Here is a 22,546-nt window from a genome sequence, read left to right on the forward strand (position 1 = left end):
TAAGCTAAATAAATACCAGAATATAAAATGTAGAAAGCTAATTGCAACATATATACTTAAAATGCTTATTAAATATTAATAGAATTATTTAACAAGTGCACCAAATGCTGTTGATATTAATAGTGCTAAAATAATAATACACACAAAAAGAGCATATCCCTTTCCTATTAGCTGTGAAGTCCTTTTTCCATATAACTCATGCATAGGCAGAGATGAAGCTTTTCCATCCTTATCAAACATAATTGAAGTGTATCCATCCGTTGCTAAATATCCATCTTTGATAGTTTTTATTGAAAAGTCACTCATCTTCATATTAACTTTTTCACAATATGTTTTTATTTTTTCTTTAATAACATCTTCCATATAGCTCATCTCCACTTTTTTAATAACTACATTCTTCTTATTATATTTTAATACAATTATTTACCATATTGTATTAAAATATTTATAATCTTTATATATATTCCTCATTAGAATATTTTTTTTAATTAAACGCACTCTAATAATAGTACTTATATTTAACGTAAAACATGGAGGATTACTAATGAAAATATCAGAAAATTTATTAATATTTGTTATGATTCCAATTATAATAATTTCAGCAATAAATCTATCAGAAAAAAATGTGTATGCTGCTCAGAATCAAAATAAGAAGCTTCCTATTAAAATAGCTGTCTTTTTTGACAATTCTAATGCCATGTATATTTCTCTCCTTAAGCAGAATTTAGAACAAATTCAAAGGGAAAATGAAGATAAAGTAAAGTTTACCTTCTTTAATGCAAGCGATAATCAAAGTGTACAAAATCAGAGTATTGAGAACGCCCTTAATGATAATTTCGATCTTTTTATTATAAGCATAATAACTCCAAATTTAAATGATGTAAAAAGTACTTTAAGTAAAGTCATTGCTAAAAATATCCCATTAATTTTAAATCCTGATCCGGCCAAAGAAATAATAGATTTTGTTAGACCTTATAAACGCTTTGTAATTATTGGTGCTGATTTTGAGCAATCAGGTATCATGGAAGGCAAACTCCTTGTCGATGAATGGAATTCTCATAAAGAATCTATAGATAAAAATCATGATAATGTATTGCAATATATTATGTTAAAGGGTAGAATTGGAAGCCCATTAACATATTTAAGGACAAAGTATTCAATCTTAACTCTTAACGATGCTGGAATAAGAACTGAGGAACTTGCTGCTCCTTACTGCGAATGGCTTGAAGATTGTGCCGAGAATTCTATTGAATCTCTCTTTCTTAAATATAGCAATAAAATCGAAGCTATAATTTCAAACAACGATGCCATGGCAGTCGGCGCCATTAAAGCTTTACAAAAATATGGATATAATAAAGGCAATAAAAATGAGCTAATTCCTGTTGTAGGAATAGATGGTATGCCAGCAGCTAAAAAACTTATTCAACAAGGATTTATGGAAGGTACTGTTGTCGTTGAACCGCACGACCTTGCTGAAGCCCTTTACTCTATAGGAATGAATTTAGCTCTTGGTAAGTCTCCTCTTGAAAATACACAATATAAATTTGACGATACAGGGTTTACAGTCCATTTAACTTACAAGGAATATACAAAATAAATTGCATAAAATTATGCACCTCATTTTTGTATATAGAAAATGAGGTGCCTGCTTAGATTCATTATTAATCTTCGCTATACACTTTATAAGCAACTTTAACCAATAGTTTATACAAAATGTAGCTTCCTATAAATACCATAACTATGCAAACGCAAAATGTTATGATATAGTTTTTCACAACTATATTTAAACTTATGAGAATAGCTGATAGAACCAATATAATTAGAATAATTAAGAATGGAATATAATTTTTCTTAAACATCGCTTTCTCACTTTCCCACTCTAGTCTGGGTGATTTAAAATCTATGAATAATCCTAATAAAGATATTACTATTATAGCTCCTATAGCTACTATTATTCCAAAAACAAACAATATTGGACTTGCTTCTATTAGTATTAGGGCTACTGCAACAATTATAACTCCAATTCCATTTATGCATAAAGATGATGCAATCTTTGAATATAATTGAATTTTATAAGATACAGGTATATGCTTAGATACCATAAAATCTCTACCTTCTCTAGAGAGAGCCGTTGCGCTTGCACCTCCTGTCATTATAGACATAGCTGCTAGTATAAATGCACCAACTATTACAAATCCATAAAGGCTATCATTCCTATTAGCCAAAAAGCTTCTTACATACACTATATTTCCATGCGATAACATTGCGACTCCAAGTATTGCCGGCATATAAAATATCATAGCTATACAGTTAATAAAATATGTTGGTGTCCTAAACATAATCTTGATATCTCTCATTATCAAGGCTTTTAATGGTGAATTCACCTTTATGATTTTATCTACTTTGCCATTTGCTAAGATATTTTCTCTTTTGCTATATGACTCTGAAATTCCTATTATTCCTTTAAGATACAGCTTTCCTCCAATATATGAATATATGATAAATATTCCAATATTCAAAACTAATGCTAAAAGTATATATAATAATCCTCTAATTTCATTGTTATATAATAATCCATATAATGAAAATTTATTTATTGCAAAAACATCTGATACTGTATTCATCATACTATTATTGCCTTGTGCAAATTTTAAAAGTGCTTGTTCTTGAGTCATGCCTCCCCGGGAGCTAGAATTCAGATAATTAAATACAACAATTAGAACCAAGGCTATGCATCCTGTAACCATTCTAAAGGCATCTTTATGTTTTGATAGATTAGTAAATCTCATAAGTATCATACATATAATTGAAGCTAACACCATTGGAAAAATAGGTATTATTAGTAGTACAAGAATAAGATATAAATAATAAATTAGACCTGCCTTCGAAACAATTCCATAAGTTATTAATGGTAATACTAGCATAGCAGCATATATATACATATTAACTAAAATCGCCAAAAATTTCCCAATAACCAATTCACTACTTTTTATAGGAAGCGGTAAAAGCACCTCTATATCATCTGAAAAATAGAACACATTCATTATTGTATATATACCTAAAAAAAATGAGATGGCCGCTCCAGCAGATATTATAATTGACAATAGCATCCCTTCTTGCCCTGCTGCATGAAACCCTTCATATCCTGCTTTCACCATTATTGTAAAGGGCATAGATACCATACTAATTACAAAAATCATTAATGCTACCAAAGAAGCTGGTTTCCGTTTACTGCTTCCAAGCATTTCTCTAATGGCATTTTTCACAAAATACTTTGTTACTATTTTAAGCCTATTCATTTTCAGTCATCTCCAAAAACATTTCTTCCAAAGATTCATTTTCTTTAAATCTATTATGCATGTCATCTAAGGTCCCATTAAAAATTAAATGTCCCTTATTAATTATAGCCACCTTATCACATACTTTTTCTGCCACTTCTAGTACATGAGTAGAAAAAACTACAGTATTGCCTGCATCTGCATGTTCCCTCATCATTTCTTTCAATGTAAATGATGACTTTGGATCTAACCCCGTCATTGGCTCATCTAAAATCCATACTTTAGGTTTATGTATCATAACTCCTATTAAAACTATTTTTTGTCTCATCCCATGGGAATATGATAGTATTTTATCTCCTATAGCCGATTCCATTTCAAATCTTTGAGTCATTTCCTCTATTCGTTCCATTCTATCGCCTTTAGAAACACCATAAATATCTGCCATAAAATTCAAATATTCTATACCTGTTAATCTTAAAAACATGTCTGGACTATCCGGCACATAGCCAAACTGTTTCTTTGCCTTAATAGGATCCTTATTAATATCAATACCATTAATTTTTATGTTTCCATTAGTTGACGATATTATTCCTGTTATCATTTTAATAGTTGTGGTTTTGCCCGCACCATTTGGTCCAAGTAATCCAAAAATCTCTCCATTTTCTATTTTTAGGTTCAAATTGTCTACAGCTTTATAAGTCCCATTATAACTCTTTGTTACATTATCAATTGTTATCATATATTAAAGCCTCCTCCTTTTAGGATTATTATACCTAAATCAGACTATATGACAACCTAAATACTCTAGTAAATTCTTCATTTTAATAATGTTATTAGTTCATTAATATTATTAACTGGAGATAAACAAGACTTCCCCTTGCATAGATAATAAGTAGATTTATCATTTATATATTTGTAATCATTTATAAAAGGAATTATTTTTTTTATCTCTTCCTCATTTTCATCGCTAATAATGCTAATAGTTAAATTAAAAGCTGGTATTTCACTTAGCACATTTTTAATTTGTTCCTCATCAGCTTTATCTTTTACCATACAAATTAATTCTTTACCTTCATCTAATGCAAATGAAGCCGCTATTAAGAAAAATGAATGATTTATTTCTTCATTAAGGATAGATCCACAGATAAAATCAAATTGTTTTTCAGCCATTTCTTCTAAATATGTATCACCTGTTATCCTTGCAAGCTTTATTAAATTATATGCTGCAACAGAATTTCCAGCCGGTACTGCTCCATCAAAAAGTTCTTTAGGCCTAGCTATTAGCCTTTCACTATCTTCGCCATATAGAAAAAATCCATATTTTTTATCATCCCAAAATAATTCAATCATATTTTTGTTTAGATCAATAGCTTTCTTTAAAAACATAACATCAAAGCTGCTCTCATAAAGTCCAATGAGACCAAAACATAAAAAAGCATAATCATCTAAATAGGCTTTATTACGCGATTCTTCATCTCTGTATCTTGCAAATAATCTGCCATCTTTATTAATTAAATTATCATAAATGAAATTTACGGCCTTCTTAGCATATTCCAAATATCTTATGTCTTCAAGAACTTTATAAGCTTTTCCAAGTGCTGCTATCATTAGACCATTCCAAGAAGTTAAGATTTTATCATCCTTATGTAATTTCATCCTCTGGCTTCTATATTCAAGAACTTGTTCGCTTAAATTATTTATTTTATCATCGGTTTTATAATAGTTCTTATTTTTTATAAGATTTGGAATGCTTTTTCCTTCAAAATTTCCTTTAGGAGTTATATTAAAATATTTATTAAAATACATTCCATCCTTTTCATCCAAAATTCGTATTATCTCTGACGGATTAAATACATAATACTTTCCCTCTTCCCCTTCACTATCTGCATCTTCTGCACAATAAAATCCGCCATTATCGCTCCTAAGTTCTCTAAATACATATTCTAATGTTTTTATTGCTATATCCTTATATAAATCATTTTTAGTAACTTCATATCCTTCAAGATATGTTATAATCAATAGTGCATTATCATAAAGCATTTTTTCAAAATGTGGAACCAGCCACTTACTGTCAGTAGAATATCTAGAAAATCCAAAACCTACATGATCAAATATTCCGCCTTTGTACATACAATCAAGAGTCTTTTCAGCCATTTCTAGTGCTTTTGTATCTTTATGTTTTTCATAATATCTAAGCAAAAACATTATTTTATGTGGCGTTGGAAATTTAGGTGCACTTCCAAATCCACCATAGGTATTGTCAAATGCGTATAGAAGTTGATTATATCCATTTTCTAAAGTTTTAGAAGTTAATTTTTTCAAACTAGTTTCACCTTCAAAGTATTTAGTTAATTCAGATAAAATTCCTTTGCTAGATAATACAATTTTATTCTTATTTTCCTTCCATTGCTTTATTACGGAATTCAAAACATCCATAAGCCCTGGCATATTATATTTAGAATTTTTAGGGAAATAAGTTCCTGCATAAAATGGTTTTTGATCTGGAGTCATTATTATCGTAAGAGGCCAACCTCCTTGGCCAGTGAGAGCTTGGCAGACAGTCATATAGACACTGTCCACATCTGGTCGTTCTTCTCTATCTACTTTAATTGCTATAAAATTCTCATTCATAAGTTTTGCAACATCTTCATCTTCAAAAGATTCATGAGCCATAACATGGCACCAATGACAAGTCGATTTCTTTAACCAACATTATGAATACCCAATAGATAAAAATATAGGCTTATCTTCCTTTTTAGCTAATTCAAAAGCTTCACTACCCCAGCCAAACCAATTAATTGGATTATAAGCATGTTGTAATAAATAAGGAGATTTCTCGTTTATTAATCTATTGGGTGTCTCAATTAAGTTAGTCATACTACCACCTTCTTTCATAATTAATTTATAAATAGTTTACCGCTCATAAAAGAATATATACTTGTAAATTATTCTAGTTATTTTTTTCTTTTCGAACTAGAACATTACAATATGCAGACATCAGACATCTCTCTTGAAAAGTGGTCTCTTTTGCGATATCATATAAATATTACCTAAAGGAGGTTAACTTATGCCTAAGAAAGAGAAAAGCTTAGCTGAAAGTATTGCTGATGATATTCTTGCCATGATTACTATAGATAAAAGATTTACTGCTAACGACAAACTACCAAATGAAAATGAACTTTCCTCGGAACTACAAATAAGCAGAACCACATTGCGTGAAGCTATCCGAATTTTGGTTGCTCACAAAGTTCTTGAAATTAGACGAGGAAAAGGTACTTTTGTAACAGCTAATCAGGACCTCAATGAAAACTTTGGATTAGAAGATCTTTCAACTGTAAAATTAAATATAAGAGATCTGTACGAAATGAGATTAATTTTTGAACCTCAAACTGCATATTACGCTGCTAAACGTGCCACAGACAAAGAGCTTGAAAGAATACTCTATTATGGACATTTAGAAGAAGAGAAAATACTAAATAATGAAGACCGTACTGAGGTTGAACAAGCTTTTCATAAATCTATTGCAAAAGCAACTCATAATGAGTTTATGAATAAGTTAATGCCTATACTCTATAAAGCTATAGATAAAGGAGTTATTTTATCTGATGCTAATAAATCAATAATTGAGGATACTTTTAATGACCATCATACAATAATGGAATTTTTAAAAAATCGTGATGCTGAAGGCGCAAAAACTGCAATGAAACTCCATATTATTCGCGCTATGAGAGGTTTAGGTATCTATAGTGAGTAAAGATAAGTACTGTTTACAGTGCTTATTTTTTATATAAACTTAATTGCTTCATTGACAATAGACATCGTACAACGTATAATAAAAATATACAACTCTATTTTTTATTTAAAGGGGGCAACACCATGAAAAGTGATGTAATAAAAAAAGGATCTAAAAGTGCACCACAACGTTCATTGTTAAGTGCATTAGGTTTAACAAAAGAAGAAATAGAAAGACCTTTAGTTGGTATCGTAAGTTCACAAAATGATATCGTACCAGGTCATATGAATTTAGATAAAATAGTTGAAGCTGTTAAGATGGGTGTATCAATGGCTGGCGGTACTCCTATAGTATTCCCAGCAATTGCTGTATGTGATGGAATTGCAATGGGACATGAAGGTATGAAATATTCATTAGTAACAAGAGACCTGATTGCAGATTCTACAGAAGCAATGGCAATGGCTCATGCTTTTGATGCATTAGTAATGGTTCCTAATTGCGATAAAAATGTCCCTGGGCTTTTAATGGCAGCTGCAAGAGTTAACGTCCCTACTATCTTTGTAAGTGGCGGGCCTATGCTTGCAGGAAAAGTCGACGGATGTAAGACAAGTCTTTCCAGCATGTTTGAAGCTGTTGGTGCTTATAATGCTGGAAAAATTACAGAAGAAAAATTAGAGGAATACGAAAACAACGTATGCCCTACTTGCGGTTCTTGCTCTGGAATGTATACAGCAAATAGTATGAATTGCTTAACAGAAGTTCTTGGAATGGGACTTCAAGGAAACGGAACTATCCCTGCAGTCTATTCTGACAGAATTAAACTTGCTAAACATGCTGGTATGAAGATCATGGAATTACTTGAAAAGAACATAAGACCAAGAGATATCATGACAAAAGATGCATTTATAAATGCCCTAACTATGGACATGGCTCTTGGATGCAGTACAAATAGTATGCTGCATTTACCTGCAATTGCACATGAAGTTGGTTTCGATTTAAATGTTGATATAGCAAATGAAATCAGTGCAAAAACCCCAAACCTTTGTCATCTTGCTCCTGCTGGACATACTTATATTGAAGATTTAAATGCAGCTGGTGGAATTTATGCAGTTATGAACGAAATAAGTAAATTAGGTTTATTAAAAACCGACTTAATAACATGCACAGGACAAACTATTGCTGAAAATATAAAAGGTTGCATAAACAAAAATCCTGAAGTTATAAGACCAGCTGAAAATCCATACAGTACAACAGGTGGAATAGCCGTTCTTAAAGGTAATCTTGCTCCAGATTCTTGTGTAGTAAAACGTTCTGCAGTTGTACCTGAAATGTTAAAGCATGAAGGTCCTGCAAAAGTATTTGATTGTGAAGAAGATGCACTTGATGCAATAAACTCTGGTAAAATTGTTGATGGAGATGTTGTCGTTATAAGATATGAAGGTCCAAAAGGCGGCCCTGGTATGAGAGAAATGCTTAATCCAACATCTGCAATTATGGGAAGAGGTCTCGGAAGTACTGTTGCCCTTATAACTGATGGACGCTTTAGCGGCGCAAGCAGAGGTGCTTCAATTGGTCACGTTTCTCCTGAGGCTGCTGTAGGTGGTAATATTGCATTAGTTGAAGATGGTGATATTATTCAAATAGATATAAATGCTAATGCAATAAATTTTGTAGTTAGCGATGAAGAATTAGCAAAAAGAAGAGCAAATTGGAAACCAAGACAGCCTAAAATTACAACAGGTTACTTAGCAAGATATGCTGCTCTAGTAACATCAGGTAATAAAGGAGCTATCTTAGATATCCCAAGATTCAATTAAGTAATCACTTCTATTATTTACAAAATGTGAATTTACTAAAAATAATAAAGAGGCTTATACTAGAAAGTTATTTGTTTTAATATAACTTTCTAGTTTTTTATTTTTAGCTATTGTCATATGAATCACTAAGATAATTTTTGTAAAAACTATATATATCTTTAGATATTTTCTTAGATAAATATTTCTAGAACTTATTTTTTAGGAGGGTTTTCTAATGGCACAAATAGTAAAAAGAGGTTATGTCCATTCAGATGAAATTGAATTCACCAATAAGAATATAATGTTATTAAAACAAGCTCAAGTTGACATCTGCTACCTATTAAATCATGGCTACAAGCTTAATAAAACTGTTGAATTTATAGGAAACCATTTTTTACTTTCAGCAAGACAAAGATTGGCATTAAAGAGAGTTATATCATCAAATGAAGATGTTAACAGGCGTAAGAAGCATGAACTAATAGATGGCTATGATGGCAGCACAGTTCATATTGATGGGTTAAACATAATTATTACACTGGAGGTAGCTCTGTCAAATTCCACTCTGCTTAAATGTATGGATGGAACTTTACGTGATTTAGCCGGGCTTCGGGGAACATATAAATTAATTGATAAAACAGACATTGCAATAGAATTAATTGGCTCAAAACTTAGTGAAATGAAAATTAAGAAAGCAGTCTTTTATTTGGATTCCCCTGTATCTAATGCAGGAAGATTAAAATTACGAATATTAGAGCTTTTAGATACATATGATTTTGATGTTGATGTTCTTTTAGTACCAAATGCAGATGTCATTTTAAGCAAACTCGATCATGTTATAACTAGTGATGGAATCATCCTAAACGACTGCAGCAGCTGGATTAATCTTGCATATAAAATTATAAATAAAAATTTGCCTCATACCCATTATATAGATTTTCAGATTTCCTACACGTAATCCCCGAACAAAATAACTTAATTCTACTAACCTCCGTGCTTAAAAACATTATGATTTTAATTTAAATTCCTATAAAACTGTCTTATTAATAATAGATATTAACAACATTAAAAGCTTAGGAATATATTATATATAACTAATTCTTAAGGAGTAAAATTTGAATGTTCATTGATAATGATTTTACTTATGATGATAATATGAATTTTCAAAACTTTGAATTCTGTACAGATAACCAAATGCAAAGAGCACCTTTTCCCGGAGGCGGCAACTTCCATACCGGATCTAATCCTGATTATTCGCCAAATTTTAATTTCCCAGGTGGGACTTTTGATCCTCCAGGAATGCCTAAATCACCGCCACCTAATTATATACCTAAAAAAAACGAATCTGGTGTTCAAAAAATGGCTTCCAGTGGAGGCGCTGAAACTTTTTCTGTCAGTGCAAATTCAATAAAATTTTGCCTATACAAATACACTTATATTTGGGAAGTAAGCGGCAGAAACTATTGGGCTTTCTTATTAAATGTTGACCGGCGTACAGTATCTGGATTTAGATGGTTTCGCAGATCTTGGGTTTATTTTGGAGTAGATTTAAGAAGAATTGATTCTTTTGTATGCTATAGATCTACACCTGAAGATACTTGTGAAAACTGCGTAAACTTAAATCAAAAAAACGCTGAATCATTTAATCTTTCAAAAGAATACTATCAAAATGGATCAAGAGATATATTTTCAAGAACTCTTACATCTATAGATATGCCTCAAACCAAAGAGGATTTTATAGAAAATAATACTAACTATTTGAATGATACAGATATTAAAAATAATGCTTCATATATTAAAACTAGAGATATAAGTTATAGAATCACTTTAGAAGTAAGCTATCCAAGCAGTTACACTGAAGATTCAAAAAATAAAATAAATGAATTTGCTAATGAAGCAAGCATTGATGCATTAAATGCAATTTCAGCCACAAGAAGTATTGAAGATGTTTCTTCCAATCCATTAGAAGTTTATACTTCATCACTACAATTAATTCCTGAAGCCCTTAGAGCTTTTTCCGACTCTTTTAATGATAAAGTTTCATCACTTGAAGATTATAACGATATTCAATACTCTATCAGAAGCGAGAAAATATATACCAATTGGCGGCCATATTTTTATAATGCTTAATTACTTTAATATTTAGATTTATTATTTTATAACATGAATAACAAAAATCCCATGCTAGATTTTAATTTAATCACATGGGATTTTTCATATAAATTAGAAAGCTTTTATTCACAAACAAAATTCCTAATATAATTCTATTCTTTTTCCATTTAAACCACTTCCCATGGATTTTCCTTATTCTCCATAAATAAAATGCAGCTCTTTATTGAGTTTTCAACCATATCGCTTACTGCTTGATCTGTATAAAAAGCTGTATGTGGTGTTACAATTACATTTGGAAAAGATTTAAGTATCGCTAAATCCCTGTTTTCTAGTACTTCACCATTTAAATTATTATAATATAAATTAGCTTCATGCTCTATTACATCTAAAGCTGCACCACCTATTTTTTTATTTTCAATTGCTTCAATCAAATCATCAGTATTAATTAAGCTTCCCCTTGCAGTGTTTATAATATAAACCTGCTTCTTCATAAGCTTAATGGACTCTTTATTAATCATATGGTAATTATTTTCTGTGGCAGGCATATGCAATGTAATAATATCACTATTTTTTAGTATTGTATTTAGATCCACATATTCTGCATAGGCTTTTACTTCTTCATTTTCATATATATCATAAGCTAATATTTTACACTCAAACCCACTCAAATGCTTAATCACTGTACGTCCAATCCTTCCTGTACCTAATACTCCTATTGTTAAATTAGGTAATTCTTTTCCCTGAACGCCTTTTAAAGAATAATCCTGAACACTGCTCTTTTCCATAATAAGTCTGGCTTTTCTAATTGCCATGAGCATAAACATAATAGTATAATCTGCAACACTATTAGGTGAATATGTTGCGTTTCCCACATGAATTCCAAGCTCCTTAGCTTTTTTCAAATCTATGTGATCATATCCAATAGTTCTTGTAGAAATAAATTTAACTCCAAGCCCATGAAATTTTTCAATTAATTCTGAATCTATTATAGTTGTAATAATGCTGATGCAGTCAAATCCTTTTGCAAGTTCTGCAGTTTCCATAGTTGGTTCACTTTCAGTCAGCACAACCTCAACATTATATTTATTGCTGAAATCTTTAAAAAACTCTGTTTCATCTGACCTATGACTATATGCTAAAATTCTCATTTACATCAATTCCTTTCACATATTCTCAAAGAAATACTTAAGATTAAACTTTATTTATATTCATTTTACCATATTTTTCACAATGGAATTTGAATATTTAAATTAATATTAAAAGGAGCCAGTTAAGACTCCCTTTGCATTTTCATTCATATTAGTGAATTTATTAGTAACATTATATTAAAGGCTGTAACTATTCCGCCAATAATCCATAATGTAATGGATTCTATAGTTGTATTTTTATATTGTCCCATTACTTTTTTTGATGAAGTTAAATATATTTGTGTGAAAATAGTTATTGGTAACTGTATGCTTAGCAGCATTTGAGAGTACAAAAGCCCTTGAAATGGATCGCTAATAAAAAATATTATTATCAAAGCTGCTAATATAGTTATTAATACTCCTATTTTACTATTCTTATTATTTATATTATATTCTTCTCCAAATAATCCAGCAAAAATTGATCCTCCTGCCATTCCTGCAGTAACACAAGAAGCCAAGCCTGCAAACAGTAATGCTATTGAAAAAATGAGTGAAGCCATGTTTCCTAGTAATGGTTTTAACATAATCTGTGCCTGCTCAAGTTCATTTACTGCTATATTATTTTTATAAAAAGTTACTGCTACTAAGATCATAGCACTATTTATGATAAATCCAATTATCATAGATAACATAGTATCCATAAATTCATATTTTAATTGGCGTTCTAATATAGATTTCTCCTTTAAGTTCCATTTCCTGCTTTGAATTACTTCAGAATGCAAAAATAAATTATGAGGCATTACAACTGCACCTAAAACACTCATTATAACTGGCAATGAATTCGAAGGAATGTTTGGTATAAAGGTACTTTTTACCGCCTCTCCCCAATTTATATTTACTAAAAAAGTTTCAAAAATAAATGATATACCTATTATTGATACAAAGCCTATAATCACTTTTTCTATCTTTTTATATGAATTTGAAAATAACATTATTATTATTACTAATGTTGAAATTGAAGCTCCTAGTTTTAAAGGGATATTAAATAACATTCTTAGTGCTATAGCTGAGCCTAGAATTTCTGCCATTGCAGTACTTATGGCCGCTAGAATTGCTGTTATTGTAATTATTCTTCCAAAAGTTTTGTTTATATTGACATTAATTGCTTCAGAAATACAAAGCCCTGTTACTATTCCTAAATGAGCTGCATTATGCTGTAATATTATAAGCATAATTGTTGACAAAGTTACAATCCAAAGCAAATTATATCCATAGCTTGATCCAGCAGCAATATTGGATACCCAATTTCCAGGATCAATAAATCCTACTGTAACCAATATTCCTGGTCCTATATACTTTAAAAAATCTTTATTGATTAACTTATTATTAAATTTATCTTTGACCCTTCTTCTCATAAATGAAATCACTCCCTTCTTGACTCTATTATATGATAATCATTATCAACAGTAAACAACTTATTTATATGAATTACTACTAATTACTTGATATTTAATCAATTGCTGCACTTCTTAACATATTTTCATACTGACGTAAATAAGGAAATTTATTTTTCTTAGCTATTGCTATGACTTCATCAATTGAGTAGTTTACTCTTCTATTTATTAGTTTCACATCTTCATTAGAAAAATCTAATATTCCATAAGATGCTCTGTTATCTTTATCAAGTGGAATGCCTATACTTCCTACATTAAAAATCTTTTTTCCTTCCACTTCGCCTATAAATGAGCAATGAGAGTGTCCACATAATACAACATCTTCTTTAACATCTTTAATTATCTCCTTAATTTCTTCTATAGGCACACTACCATCAATTGCTTCAACTATAGATTGCGGAGTACCATGAACACATAGTATCTTCAAGCCATTAATAATTAGAGAATATCTTACCGGCATCCTATTAATAAATTCTATGTCTTCTTCAGTCAATTTTGTCTCTGCATATTTATAATATTCATATAGTTCCTTTTCTCTATGAGTTATAGGTTTAAAAGCTTCATTTATCTCTTTGAACCATTCATCAGTATTACCTTTAATCCAAGCTAAAATATCAAGCTTCTTCAATTCTTTCATGACCTCACTAGGCATTGGCCCCTTCATCACAAGGTCTCCAAGTATAATTGCTTTATTTATATTCTGTTTTTTCATGTCATCTATAACACAATTTAAAGCAACGCCATTTCCGTGTATATCTGATAAAACTGCAATTTTCATAATATCCCCCTTTATTTCTTAATCCTCTTTCTATTTTTCATATTTACACCAAATTATTAATATTATACCATAGGGGATATGTTTATAAAAAATCTATTCTTATTAAATTCATTACATTATAACAGTAAAAAAACACCTTAAACTATAATAAAATAACTTAGGGTGTAATATTACGTAATATATTATATTTTTTCCATTTATTTTAATCACAATTTATTTTATGTAACTATACAATAATCAATTCAAATAAAAAAGGCAGTAGAGATTTTTCTCAGCTGCCTTCTTAGGGAAAATATTAAAAGTCTGTCAGTCAATCGATATTCTTCTAATATTATGTCTAAAATTATCATACCACATTTTTTCAAATTGCGCCATATTTATTACAATTCTTGTATATAAATTTTATTTTCTATTATGTATTTCGAACATAATTTGTAATTGTCATAGTGTTGACACAATTTAAAGCTATAATAATATTTGAAAAGATATTGAAACATTATTATTTACTCCATAAAAATATTTACAATAACTTTAAATGGCTTATTTTACTCCAATAAGCCATTTTTTCTGTTTTTACAAAATAAAAATATATACATTTAAATCAAATATTTTTAAATTCTACTTTATTTTAGTCGCTACACCATTTTCATCAAAGTGATAACCATACAAGTCACAGTTACTTATCATACTGCCATCTGAATACATACAATAATCTTTTCCTTTATAACTTATCCAGCCAGTTTGCATTTGTCCACTTGAATTAAAATAATACCATTTATTATCTATTTTCTGCCATCCAATTTTCATAGCACCATCATTCGAGTCACCAAGATAGTACCATTTATTATTTTGTAGCACCCAACCTGATTTCATAGCACCATCATCTAATCGTCCCAAATAATACCAGTTCCCATTTGGATTTTTCCAATCATATAGCATCCATCCTTGACTATCAAACAAATACCACTTACCATTTATTTTTTCCCATCCATTTTTTGTATAGCTTCCATCATTATGCTTGTACCACCACTTACTATTTTGCAAAATCCATCCGCCTGGTTTTACTGCATTATCTAATAATACCCCGTCTGTAAATGAATCCATATCGCATTTTCCGCTTATTCCAGTTACATTGCCTGAATCAGTATACTGATGGCCTACTCTGCTGACAAAAAAATTATCTGGTAAATTCCATGGATCATTATTATAATTTGCTTCCCAAAAAGGCATATTTTTAATAACACTTTCAATATCTTTAATGTTTTCTATAAAATTAGTATAACTATATACTCCTAATGTTAATGAACTTAATTTATTAAATTCACTAATAAATCTTTCAACGTAACTAGATACACCATTGAAGTTAGTCTCAACATCAAGCATAGGAATTAAATCCCAATCATGTCCATTTATCTTCTCATAAAAATTTTCCGCCTGATCTTCTGGTGTGCTTGTTCCAGTTAAAAAATGATAAGCTCCAACCTTCAAACTATTCTTCTTTCCTTCAGTGTAAAATGTCTCCATAATACTATCTTTAAAGGTTGCTCCCTCCGTTGCTTTCATATATATATATTTAACACCATCTAATGCGACTTTATTAAAATCAATACTTCCATTATTATTCGAAATGTCTGTTCCTTTTACATATACCATAGTTCCACCTCTATATTTTTAAAGAGCAACCATACGAGCCACTCTTCAATATATTTACTTACCTCATTCTTTTTATGATACATAATATGAAATGAATTATAAAAATGTACCTAAACTAATTTTGATTGTAATAACTTAAATTTGCATTTGTATAGTATCACACTCTATGAAATCCTTTTATATAAATTTTATACATTGTTTATATAAAGTTTATAAATTTGCAACATTATTGTTACATTTGTTATTTATAATAGTTCTTGTAAAGTAATTAAAGCATTATTATTTACCCTTATCAAATAATAAATAAAAAGAATGACTTATTCCCCTAAATAAGTCATTCTTTTTATTTACCCAAAATCACTTAATAAATATGATTTATCCAAATACCTCATCTCTAATCGTACATAATCATAACTTCTGATATTGATATTTTTCTATTTTTTAATTGCATTTCTAAATTTTAAGTAAACTTTATAATATTACAACATGGTTTTTACAAACGTCTTTTATAATAATTCTTATAAAATAATAAAATCATTATTATTTATCCCTATCTAATAACAAATACAATTTTATTTTTATAATTTTTCCACTTATATTTAACATTTTTCATGACGATATTTATTTTCATTATATGTTTTTTATGGTAAAATTAGCAATATGTTTTATTTTAGGAAGGATGGAACCAAATGGATACAAGAGAAGAAATTGAGTTTATTAATAAAAGAAAGTTTTTCCGCGTATATCTAAAAAAACCAATCTGTACTGAGACGTCAATTGTGCAGTTAAATGGTAAATCAGTAAAAACTCACGCTACCAGTATATGTGTTAATGATATTGGTATAGGCGGCCTAAGATTTTCATCAAAATTGAAGCTTCCAATAGGCGATAACATAATTTATGAATTTAAACTTAGACTCTTGCATAAACGCTATAATTTTAGAGGTTCTATAGTTTGGAAAAGTGAAAAGGAAAATGATGAAATTGCTTATGGAGTACACTTTCAAATGGATAACAATGATATTCCTGGTTACTTTACTGTATTTAATGACCTAGCCTTAATTATAAAACGTAAATCTCAGCATCATGGCTGTAGCTTTTGCGATTTTAAAACCTGTCCTAATATTTCTTTATAATGATATTTAACAAAATGTTTTTGTTTTAGATATAGGATTTGAAAACTTTTACAGGCATACTGGTGAATAATATCCAGATAATGCTTTAATTTATTCTACAACACTTTTTTTAGATAAAAACGAGGGAAATGTAGATAATATCTAAACTACCCATTTCCCTCATTTTTAGAATATAGATATTTCAATTTGGACTTGAGAATATCAATTACAGTATTACGTCCAATTTAATATTAACATATTATTCTTTACTATACAATAATCTATATCAATTAACATAAATTATTAATTAACTAACTCTTTTTTACAATATTCAAGAATTGTTTCTTCTTCTCCTTCAAATATATCTACTAAATATAATATAACCTCTTGCTGCTCTTCCGAAAGTTCTTTAATTGCTTCAATAATAGTATCTCTTGTTACTTTACTCATTGTTTTACCCCTTTCACAACGTTTACTCTTATTATCGTATACTTTATAGATATTTTTAACTTTTTTATATAAAATAAACTATTTTTTCAAATTTAGATTTAAGCGCCCTTTTAACTTACTATTTTATTTTATGATTATTATAAAAATCTTTCAATTCTACCTTACGTTCCTGTGGAAGCGCTGTCTTTTTAACGCCGTTAATTGCGCCTTCAAATGCCAACAATCTATGAATACACGCGGAAGCATCAATTTCTTGTATTCTAAGCCACGCCTGCTCAGCACCAATTTTCTTTAATTCATCATAATTATATATACCTACTTTATTTAATTGGCTTTCAACTTCCTTTCCAATATTAGGCAGCTTTGATAATTCTCCCATAATAAACTTCCTTTCTAATTATTTTTTAATATATTCTGCTTGTAATAATCTACTTTACTGTTATAATTTTTTATCCATCTCAACTTACATCAGTACCTATATTAGGAATGCTTGTAAAGACAAACCTTTTTTATATACTAATTATAGCTTTTTTTACTTAAATTTGGTATAAAAAATTTCTTAGTGCTAATATTCCCTTTATCTACAACATTAAAACTTAATCTTTAGTAAAATAATGAATTTATAAAATTCAAGGCATAAAACATAAATATGTAATAATAATGAAATTTAAAAATACTTTTTTCATCTTATATTCTATTACTATGTTATAATAGTAAATAAATAAGTTGCTTCATTTAAATACATACAATCTACATTAATAAAAATGAAAGAAATAGATCAAACAATGTAACTAGTTAAATATTAAACGTATTAAATCTTTTTCAAAAAACACTTTTTTTATCGCAATTTTCGCCATCACATTACAAAAGTAAGTGAAATATTGTCGATTTTTTTACGTTTAAAAAAATTAACTCTTATAAAGAACTAATATTATAAACAATTTCATAAATGATTTTAATATCAAATATTACATTTGCTTAGATAAAGGCCATTAATACTAATAATAGCAAAAGCCACATACTATCTAATGAATTCAAAAATAATATAATTCATCTAGATGTAAGTGTCTCACTATCTTAACAATCAAGGAAGAAATTAAAATATTGTAAATATCAAAAACAAGCGTAAGTTAATTCTAATGAATTCATTTACGCTTGTTAAATTTGTAAGACAATGAAAATATCTATATAATTAGTTTTATAGTAAGCATTTAAATTAAGAATATAGTATTATTATGATATTACAGTTAAATCTTTATCCTGCTATAATTTATATGCTATATTGAGGTATAAGTGACTACTTGTATTTATCTTATGGATGCTATTATGCAAACTGATTAGAAAATTATATTATAAATTAAACCCAACTAACTGAAATGCAAAAGAAATGATGCCTTTGTATGTACATATTTCATAATTAACAAATATGCATATTACATTTTTTTGTTTCTCTAATAATATCTATAGATATCAAAATATTTAATATAGGTACGAATAGTTTTTAAGCATGAAAGGAGGTTGAGTTAAAATAATGCATGATATAATACCGTATGATATAGATATGTTGAGGGATATGTTACATGCAGCAATAGTAAATAATGAAGATTTAAGTAGCGATTATATTTTAAAATTAAGTCAAGAATTAGATAAATTAATCGTTGCTGAATACAAAAAGCAACTCAATAAAAATAATCAATAATATTTTAGATAAAGGTGAGGTTTGAATGGTAATTAGAGAGTCAATCGAAATACGTCGCGAAGATACTTCAATTGAAGATTTTAAAAGAGAAGTTGAACTATTAAAAAGTGCTGGATATAAAGTATTCAATGAAACTAATGACTATGTATCCTTCTATCAATCTACAAAAGTAGTTGATTCAAATTTACTTAGCAATAAAAGAAACTACATCTACAATTAATTTTTCTGATTTTATAGAGGTAAAGTCATTTTTTATACTTAAATTCTCCATATATGCTTACCTCATCAAATCTAATTTAATAATATATTATAAAAGTGCCAACAGATTATTTAAATTACTAATCTGTAATTAGTCTATATCTTGTTTAAAACTTCTAATACTTTCTTATGTAAAAATGGTTGAATTAATGGATAAGTTAAATCATTTGGTATTTTATTAAATAATTTTATTTAATCCCCTTTATTTCTAACTTTAACCTATTAAAATATTCATTCATAAACCCTAGTCTTTCTTTCCCTATTTCTCTTGCCTTCTTTGTATATAATCTATCTGGAATTTTTTTAAACTTTACTTCATACTCAATAAAAGGTGTATGCTTTGAAACATCCTTCAGCCTTCCATTTTCTACTGTATTAGATTTCATATAATTATTTAACTGTTCATCTACCGTTAGTCTTTGTCCAAATTGTCCTGCTAACATAAAAGTACGAGCAATTCCACTTGCACCTATAACATCAAGTTTATCTGAATCAAACAGTATTTTTGCTTCTATTGTATTAGGCTCATTCCCTGTTCTAAATCTATGTGATGTGATACAGTGCTTTATCTTCTCTATTTTCTCTTCTTCATATTCTAATTTTCTTAATATATTTTCTGCAAATACACTCCCCAAAACCGCATGATCAATTTCTCCTGTTTTATCGCTGCTTTCTTCCACTCTTGCAATATCATGTAATAATGCTGCTGGAATAAGTATTTCTAAATCAACATTTTCCTCGTACTTTGCAAGTAATAAGCAAAGATTATAAACTCTAAATACATGATCTAAATTATGTGCTGAACATGTTAGTTTATCCTTAACAATCTCCACTATCTTTTTATACGTCTCTTCTATATTCACGTTCTAACCTCCAATATATGTAATCACCACAAATATATGGTATCAAACGCGTGTTCTGCTGTCAAGTTGTTAAATTCTATATAATTTTCCCAAACCATTTTCACTCACAACAAAATTTACTTTAGACTGAAATTCTAAACTTGATAAATACTTTAATATAGGTAAAAATGCAGATATTCTAAAACTACTTTATATTCTTTAAACATTTATAGAATTTAAATTTATAGCTTACCATTCTTTAAGAATGTGTTAATTTGCCTATTTTTTATTAATCTTACAAAATAATATGCAATAATCATAAATCCTATTAATTCAGATAGATAATAGCTCGGGTCTGTAGCAAGTCTAATAATATCGCTTTGCACCCAATTGCCTTCGGGTCTTACAGGAAATCTCCATCCAAAATATGGCCAAAAAAGTATTTCAGGATATAGCCACATACTATCTAATATTAAATGTATAGATGTGCAAGTTCCAAGTAACAGAATATTACTTTTTTTATGCTTATATAATATGTATAAACCTATTAACATTATCAAAACCGAAAATAGTAATGTATGTGCAAATATACGGCTGTTATGAAAAGTATTGCGAAATATGTAAGCACCAATAGGTTTGTCTATTATGTCAGGCAATATTGATCCTACCAGAACAACTCTATAATCAATTGATACTTCACTATCTATATCTATATCTATATCTTTATGAGCTATTTTTTCATAAATTTTAATTACTCCTGTAGTTATTCCTAAATGTCCAAAAAAAATCATTCTTAATTTCTCCTACCTATAAATTGTCTCTATCTTAACACTATTAATAAAAGATAAATATATTTTGATAAAGTAAAATAATATTTGCTATATGCCTTTCATGTAAAATTATAAAAATCATCTTAGAACACAATATACCAATTATAAACCCTGCTATAACATCTGTTGGATAGTGTACATACAAATAAATTCTTGAAATAGCTATTAAAAATGCTATTACAATAAATATAATTGTATATTTATTTAAATACATAGAAAGTATTTCTGCAACTGCAAATGAAGATAAAGTATGCCCAGATGGAAAAGAGTATGTAGTTGGCTTTGAAATCAAGATATTACTATTATTTCTGCCGTTATATGGCCTTATTCGCCTCACTATATGTTTTACTATTCCTTCTCCAACAATAGTACTTATAATAAGTGTTAATATAACTATATTTCCGATTAATCTGTATGGTTTATCTAATATCAAAATGACAGCTATTAGAATCCATATCGCACCTAAGTTGCCCATACTTGTTACTATTGGCATTAATCTATCTAAATATTTATTCTGCATATATTTTTTGATTATGAATAAAACATAATTATCAAAAATATTTATCTTTTTTAAAATATTTAAATACATACCTACACCTCTTTTTCATAGTAATTATTATATTTAAGCTAATCAAATTATCCATAATAATACTCTATCTTTACCACAGTTCTTATATTTAGTACATTATAAACCTTTATTATTAAAACTGCATTAAAAATTTAGTTTTATCGCCAAAATTATCAAATATAAAAACCATCTCAGGTATAAATATAACCGATGTAGGTGCTTCAATTAATAATAAACTTGTTAATGAGGGTCTTAAAAGCAATTTTATCAAATGTACTGTACCTGAAAACTATGGCGATTCATATAAGAATTCGCGTGATTTAATAACAGCTGATGTAAAAAATTATTCAAGCTCAATTCTCTTAGACATACATCGATATATGTCAGATGATTCCAAATCCGATAAAAGAAAAATACTACTTGTTCTTGCAGAAAATAGTCCCTTTTATAAAGAAAATAAAAAATTTGCTGAAGATCTATCACAAAATATTAATAATTCAAATGAAATTAAATCAGAAATACTTTCTTATCATCGTGGACAATTATGCTTTAATCAAGATTTATCTAAAAATTCATTACTTATTGAAATTGGTAATGAAATGTCCAATGACAGTGATATAGAAACTTGTGTAAATTTACTTGTTTCAGCTTTAAAGAATACTCAGAAGCAATAATCACTCAATAAATAGGCTTACCATATAACGAGAAATGGTAAGCCGTTAATTAGAACTACTTAATTTTTTATATATTATCTTAATATGTAGTTCATAATAATGTAATTTACGAAAAAGCAATTTGACTAAACTATTTGTCTTTTCTTATTTCTTCAATTAGTGAAGCAGAAACAATCATCAAA

22 protein-coding genes and 1 pseudogene are annotated in these 22,546 nt (G+C 28.7%); 9 read left to right on the forward strand and 14 right to left on the reverse strand.

Features of this window, described 5'->3' with window-relative positions; all coding sequences use genetic code 11:
- Positions 1 to 84: 84 nt before the first annotated feature.
- Complete coding sequence (locus CLOBL_RS10965) at positions 85 to 363, reverse strand: hypothetical protein (RefSeq protein ID WP_077859069.1); 279 nt, start codon at positions 361 to 363, stop codon at positions 85 to 87.
- Positions 364 to 544: 181 nt separating this feature from the next.
- On the opposite strand from CLOBL_RS10965, the gene CLOBL_RS10970 reads away from it, so the two are divergent.
- Positions 545 to 1,597, forward strand: a complete 1,053-nt coding sequence (locus CLOBL_RS10970; protein ID WP_077859070.1) for a galactose ABC transporter substrate-binding protein — start codon at positions 545 to 547, stop codon at positions 1,595 to 1,597.
- Positions 1,598 to 1,661: 64 nt separating this feature from the next.
- Here the strand turns inward: CLOBL_RS10970 and CLOBL_RS10975 are convergent, their stop codons facing one another.
- The 4 genes and pseudogenes from CLOBL_RS10975 to CLOBL_RS29150 form a co-directional block, all read right to left on the reverse strand.
- Entirely contained in the window at positions 1,662 to 3,299 is a 1,638-nt protein-coding gene (locus CLOBL_RS10975) for a hypothetical protein (protein ID WP_077859071.1), read from the reverse strand.
- Complete coding sequence (locus tag CLOBL_RS10980; protein WP_077859072.1) at positions 3,292 to 4,017, reverse strand: ABC transporter ATP-binding protein; 726 nt, start codon at positions 4,015 to 4,017, stop codon at positions 3,292 to 3,294. Before CLOBL_RS10980 ends, CLOBL_RS10975 begins: the two co-directional genes overlap by 8 nt.
- Before the next feature lie 77 nt (positions 4,018 to 4,094).
- Positions 4,095 to 5,963, reverse strand: a pseudogene (locus CLOBL_RS10985) (thioredoxin domain-containing protein); the annotation flags it as partial.
- Between the two features lie 27 nt (positions 5,964 to 5,990).
- A complete protein-coding gene (locus tag CLOBL_RS29150) occupies positions 5,991 to 6,155 on the reverse strand; it encodes a DUF255 domain-containing protein (RefSeq protein WP_186005572.1) in 165 nt (54 codons plus the stop codon).
- A gap of 190 nt (positions 6,156 to 6,345) precedes the next feature.
- On the opposite strand from CLOBL_RS29150, the gene CLOBL_RS10990 reads away from it, so the two are divergent.
- The 4 genes from CLOBL_RS10990 (at position 6,346) to CLOBL_RS11005 (ending at position 10,934) form a co-directional block, all read left to right on the forward strand.
- Positions 6,346 to 7,032: a FadR/GntR family transcriptional regulator gene (locus CLOBL_RS10990; RefSeq protein ID WP_077859073.1), complete on the forward strand. Its 687-nt coding sequence runs from the start codon at positions 6,346 to 6,348 to the stop codon at positions 7,030 to 7,032.
- A 122-nt stretch (positions 7,033 to 7,154) separates the two neighbouring features.
- The gene (gene ilvD, locus CLOBL_RS10995; RefSeq protein WP_077859074.1) at positions 7,155 to 8,828 is read left to right on the forward strand and encodes a dihydroxy-acid dehydratase; all 1,674 of its coding nucleotides are present in this window, start codon (positions 7,155 to 7,157) and stop codon (positions 8,826 to 8,828) included.
- A gap of 214 nt (positions 8,829 to 9,042) precedes the next feature.
- The gene (locus CLOBL_RS11000; RefSeq protein ID WP_077859075.1) at positions 9,043 to 9,762 is read left to right on the forward strand and encodes a DUF434 domain-containing protein; all 720 of its coding nucleotides are present in this window, start codon (positions 9,043 to 9,045) and stop codon (positions 9,760 to 9,762) included.
- Positions 9,763 to 9,923: 161 nt separating this feature from the next.
- Positions 9,924 to 10,934, forward strand: a complete 1,011-nt coding sequence (locus CLOBL_RS11005; RefSeq protein WP_077859076.1) for a hypothetical protein — start codon at positions 9,924 to 9,926, stop codon at positions 10,932 to 10,934.
- Positions 10,935 to 11,083: 149 nt separating this feature from the next.
- Here the strand turns inward: CLOBL_RS11005 and CLOBL_RS11010 are convergent, their stop codons facing one another.
- The 4 genes from CLOBL_RS11010 to CLOBL_RS11025 all read right to left on the reverse strand — a co-directional run bounded on the left by CLOBL_RS11010 (position 11,084) and on the right by CLOBL_RS11025 (position 15,928).
- Positions 11,084 to 12,064 carry a D-isomer specific 2-hydroxyacid dehydrogenase family protein gene (locus CLOBL_RS11010; protein WP_077859077.1) on the reverse strand — a complete coding sequence of 327 codons (981 nt, stop codon included), beginning with the start codon at positions 12,062 to 12,064 and terminating at the stop codon, positions 11,084 to 11,086.
- 146 nt (positions 12,065 to 12,210) lie between these two features.
- Positions 12,211 to 13,458: an Nramp family divalent metal transporter gene (locus CLOBL_RS11015; protein ID WP_077859078.1), complete on the reverse strand. Its 1,248-nt coding sequence runs from the start codon at positions 13,456 to 13,458 to the stop codon at positions 12,211 to 12,213.
- A 94-nt stretch (positions 13,459 to 13,552) separates the two neighbouring features.
- Positions 13,553 to 14,275 carry a metallophosphoesterase family protein gene (locus CLOBL_RS11020; RefSeq protein WP_077859079.1) on the reverse strand — a complete coding sequence of 241 codons (723 nt, stop codon included), beginning with the start codon at positions 14,273 to 14,275 and terminating at the stop codon, positions 13,553 to 13,555.
- Positions 14,276 to 14,893: 618 nt separating this feature from the next.
- A complete protein-coding gene (locus CLOBL_RS11025; RefSeq protein WP_077859080.1) occupies positions 14,894 to 15,928 on the reverse strand; it encodes a GH25 family lysozyme in 1,035 nt (344 codons plus the stop codon).
- 689 nt (positions 15,929 to 16,617) lie between these two features.
- On the opposite strand from CLOBL_RS11025, the gene CLOBL_RS11030 reads away from it, so the two are divergent.
- Complete coding sequence (locus CLOBL_RS11030) at positions 16,618 to 17,064, forward strand: PilZ domain-containing protein (protein ID WP_077859081.1); 447 nt, start codon at positions 16,618 to 16,620, stop codon at positions 17,062 to 17,064.
- Positions 17,065 to 17,346: 282 nt separating this feature from the next.
- Here CLOBL_RS11030 and CLOBL_RS27965 read toward each other — a convergent pair whose 3' ends face one another.
- Positions 17,347 to 17,493 (reverse strand): hypothetical protein, encoded by a 147-nt coding sequence (locus CLOBL_RS27965; protein WP_009169947.1) that lies wholly within the window; start codon positions 17,491 to 17,493, stop codon positions 17,347 to 17,349.
- A gap of 118 nt (positions 17,494 to 17,611) precedes the next feature.
- A complete protein-coding gene (locus CLOBL_RS11035; protein WP_077859082.1) occupies positions 17,612 to 17,872 on the reverse strand; it encodes a TfoX/Sxy family protein in 261 nt (86 codons plus the stop codon).
- Positions 17,873 to 19,024: 1,152 nt separating this feature from the next.
- Here CLOBL_RS11035 and CLOBL_RS11040 point away from each other — a divergent pair.
- Both CLOBL_RS11040 and CLOBL_RS11045 read left to right on the forward strand, forming a co-directional pair.
- Positions 19,025 to 19,192, forward strand: a complete 168-nt coding sequence (locus CLOBL_RS11040) for an aspartyl-phosphate phosphatase Spo0E family protein (RefSeq protein WP_077859083.1) — start codon at positions 19,025 to 19,027, stop codon at positions 19,190 to 19,192.
- A gap of 25 nt (positions 19,193 to 19,217) precedes the next feature.
- On the forward strand, positions 19,218 to 19,412 hold the full coding sequence (locus CLOBL_RS11045) for a hypothetical protein (RefSeq protein WP_009169944.1): 195 nt from the start codon (positions 19,218 to 19,220) through the stop codon (positions 19,410 to 19,412).
- A 226-nt stretch (positions 19,413 to 19,638) separates the two neighbouring features.
- Here CLOBL_RS11045 and CLOBL_RS11050 read toward each other — a convergent pair whose 3' ends face one another.
- The 3 genes from CLOBL_RS11050 to CLOBL_RS11060 all read right to left on the reverse strand — a co-directional run bounded on the left by CLOBL_RS11050 (position 19,639) and on the right by CLOBL_RS11060 (position 21,711).
- Positions 19,639 to 20,313, reverse strand: a complete 675-nt coding sequence (locus tag CLOBL_RS11050; RefSeq protein WP_077859084.1) for an HD domain-containing protein — start codon at positions 20,311 to 20,313, stop codon at positions 19,639 to 19,641.
- 221 nt (positions 20,314 to 20,534) lie between these two features.
- The gene (locus CLOBL_RS11055) at positions 20,535 to 21,083 is read right to left on the reverse strand and encodes a metal-dependent hydrolase (protein WP_077859085.1); all 549 of its coding nucleotides are present in this window, start codon (positions 21,081 to 21,083) and stop codon (positions 20,535 to 20,537) included.
- Between the two features lie 43 nt (positions 21,084 to 21,126).
- Complete coding sequence (locus CLOBL_RS11060; RefSeq protein ID WP_077859086.1) at positions 21,127 to 21,711, reverse strand: phosphatase PAP2 family protein; 585 nt, start codon at positions 21,709 to 21,711, stop codon at positions 21,127 to 21,129.
- Between the two features lie 182 nt (positions 21,712 to 21,893).
- Between CLOBL_RS11060 and CLOBL_RS11065 the strand changes: the two genes are divergently transcribed.
- Entirely contained in the window at positions 21,894 to 22,364 is a 471-nt protein-coding gene (locus CLOBL_RS11065; protein ID WP_278281332.1) for a stage II sporulation protein P, read from the forward strand.
- Positions 22,365 to 22,546 lie beyond the last annotated feature (182 nt).

Source organism: Clostridium sp. BL-8, from assembly GCF_002006495.1.
Lineage (GTDB): Bacteria > Bacillota > Clostridia > Clostridiales > Clostridiaceae > Clostridium.